This window comes from Streptomyces sp. NPDC126503, assembly GCF_040302405.1.
In the GTDB taxonomy this organism is placed as follows: Bacteria; Actinomycetota; Actinomycetes; order Streptomycetales; family Streptomycetaceae; genus Streptomyces; species Streptomyces gulbargensis.
Genome location: NZ_JBEORS010000053.1, coordinates 1,861 through 5,068 on the forward strand (window position 1 = coordinate 1,861; position 3,208 = coordinate 5,068).

Annotated in this window: 1 rRNA gene; it reads left to right on the forward strand. The window is 56.8% G+C overall.

The window, feature by feature from the left end:
* The first annotated feature begins 55 nt into the window (after nt 1–55).
* Nucleotides 56–3,176: ribosomal RNA gene (locus ABTY40_RS30720) — 23S ribosomal RNA — on the forward strand.
* Nucleotides 3,177–3,208 lie beyond the last annotated feature (32 nt).

Genomic DNA, 3,208 nt, shown 5'->3' on the forward strand with positions numbered 1-3,208 from the left:
GGTGATGGGTGGCTGGTCGTTGTTTGAGAACTACACAGTGGACGCGAGCATCTGTGGCCAAGTTTTTAAGGGCGCACGGTGGATGCCTTGGCACCAGGAACCGATGAAGGACGTGGGAGGCCACGATAGTCCCCGGGGAGCCGTCAACCAGGCTTTGATCCGGGGGTTTCCGAATGGGGAAACCCGGCAGTCGTCATGGGCTGTCACCCATGCCTGAACACATAGGGCATGTGGAGGGAACGAGGGGAAGTGAAACATCTCAGTACCCTCAGGAAGAGAAAACAACCGTGATTCCGGGAGTAGTGGCGAGCGAAACCGGATGAGGCCAAACCGTATGCGTGTGATACCCGGCAGGGGTTGCGCATGCGGGGTTGTGGGATCTCTCTTTCACAGTCTGCCGGCTGTGAGGCGAGTCAGAAACCGTTGATGTAGTCGAAGGACATGCGAAAGGTCCGGCGTAGAGGGTAAGACCCCCGTAGACGAAACATCAGCGGCTTGCTTGAGAGACACCCAAGTAGCACGGGGCCCGAGAAATCCCGTGTGAATCTGGCGGGACCACCCGCTAAGCCTAAATATTCCCTGGTGACCGATAGCGGATAGTACCGTGAGGGAATGGTGAAAAGTACCGCGGGAGCGGAGTGAAATAGTACCTGAAACCGTGTGCCTACAAGCCGTGGGAGCGTCGGACACAAGCTTGCTTGTGTCTCGTGACTGCGTGCCTTTTGAAGAATGAGCCTGCGAGTTTGCGGTGTGTTGCGAGGTTAACCCGTGTGGGGAAGCCGTAGCGAAAGCGAGTCCGAATAGGGCGTTTCAGTAGCACGCTCAAGACCCGAAGCGGAGTGATCTAGCCATGGGCAGGTTGAAGCGGAGGTAAGACTTCGTGGAGGACCGAACCCACCAGGGTTGAAAACCTGGGGGATGACCTGTGGTTAGGGGTGAAAGGCCAATCAAACTCCGTGATAGCTGGTTCTCCCCGAAATGCATTTAGGTGCAGCGTCGTGTGTTTCTTGCCGGAGGTAGAGCACTGGATAGGCGATGGGCCCTACCGGGTTACTGACCTTAGCCAAACTCCGAATGCCGGTAAGTGAGAGCGCGGCAGTGAGACTGTGGGGGATAAGCTCCATGGTCGAGAGGGAAACAGCCCAGAGCATCGACTAAGGCCCCTAAGCGTACGCTAAGTGGGAAAGGATGTGGAGTCGCAGAGACAACCAGGAGGTTGGCTTAGAAGCAGCCACCCTTGAAAGAGTGCGTAATAGCTCACTGGTCAAGTGATTCCGCGCCGACAATGTAGCGGGGCTCAAGCGTACCGCCGAAGTCGTGTCATTGCAGCAATACTCCCAACGGAGGCTGTGATGGGTAGGGGAGCGTCGTGTGCCGGGTGAAGCAGCCGCGGAAGCGAGTTGTGGACGGTTCACGAGTGAGAATGCAGGCATGAGTAGCGATACACACGTGAGAAACGTGTGCGCCGATTGACTAAGGGTTCCTGGGTCAAGCTGATCTGCCCAGGGTAAGTCGGGACCTAAGGCGAGGCCGACAGGCGTAGTCGATGGACAACCGGTTGATATTCCGGTACCCGCTTTGAAACGCCCAATATCGAGCCCATTGATGCTAAGCCCGTGAAGCCGTTCCGGACCCTTCGGGGAAAGGAAAGTGGTGGAGCCGGCGAACCAAGGTGGTAGTAGGTAAGCGATGGGGTGACGCAGGAAGGTAGTCCAGCCCGGGCGGTGGTTGTCCCGGGGTAAGGGTGTAGGGCGCTGTCTAGGCAAATCCGGACAGCACATAGCCTGAGACCTGATGCCGAGCCGATTGTGGTGAAGTGGATGATCCTATGCTGTCGAGAAAAGCCTCTAGCGAGTTTCATGGCGGCCCGTACCCTAAACCGACTCAGGTGGTCAGGTAGAGAATACCGAGGCGTTCGGGTGAACTATGGTTAAGGAACTCGGCAAAATGCCCCCGTAACTTCGGGAGAAGGGGGGCCATCACTGGTGATCGGATTTACTCCGTGAGCTGGGGGTGGCCGCAGAGACCAGCGAGAAGCGACTGTTTACTAAAAACACAGGTCCGTGCGAAGCCGTAAGGCGATGTATACGGACTGACGCCTGCCCGGTGCTGGAACGTTAAGGGGACCGGTTAGTGACCTTTCGGGGTTGCGAAGCTGAGAACTTAAGCGCCAGTAAACGGCGGTGGTAACTATAACCATCCTAAGGTAGCGAAATTCCTTGTCGGGTAAGTTCCGACCTGCACGAATGGCGTAACGACTTCTCGACTGTCTCAACCATAGGCCCGGTGAAATTGCACTACGAGTAAAGATGCTCGTTTCGCGCAGCAGGACGGAAAGACCCCGGGACCTTTACTACAGTTTGATATTGGTGTTCGGTTCGGCTTGTGTAGGATAGGTGGGAGACTTTGAAGCGGCCACGCCAGTGGTTGTGGAGTCGCCGTTGAAATACCACTCTGGTCGTGCTGGATGTCTAACCTGGGTCCGTGATCCGGATCAGGGACAGTGTCTGATGGGTAGTTTAACTGGGGCGGTTGCCTCCCAAAGGGTAACGGAGGCGCCCAAAGGTTCCCTCAGCCTGGTTGGCAATCAGGTGTTGAGTGTAAGTGCACAAGGGAGCTTGACTGTGAGACCGACGGGTCGAGCAGGGACGAAAGTCGGGACTAGTGATCCGGCGGTGGCTTGTGGAAGCGCCGTCGCTCAACGGATAAAAGGTACCCCGGGGATAACAGGCTGATCTTCCCCAAGAGTCCATATCGACGGGATGGTTTGGCACCTCGATGTCGGCTCGTCGCATCCTGGGGCTGGAGTCGGTCCCAAGGGTTGGGCTGTTCGCCCATTAAAGCGGTACGCGAGCTGGGTTTAGAACGTCGTGAGACAGTTCGGTCCCTATCCGCTGTGCGCGTAGGAATATTGAGAAGGGCTGTCCCTAGTACGAGAGGACCGGGACGGACGAACCTCTGGTGTGCCAGTTGTCCTGCCAAGGGCATGGCTGGTTGGCTACGTTCGGGAGGGATAACCGCTGAAAGCATCTAAGCGGGAAGCCTGCTTCGAGATGAGTATTCCCACCTCCTTGAGAGGGTAAGGCTCCCAGTAGACGACTGGGTTGATAGGCCGGATGTGGAAGCCCAGTAATGGGTGGAGCTGACCGGTACTAATAGGCCGAGGGCTTGTCCTCAGTTGCTCGCGTCCACTGTGTTAGTTCTGAAG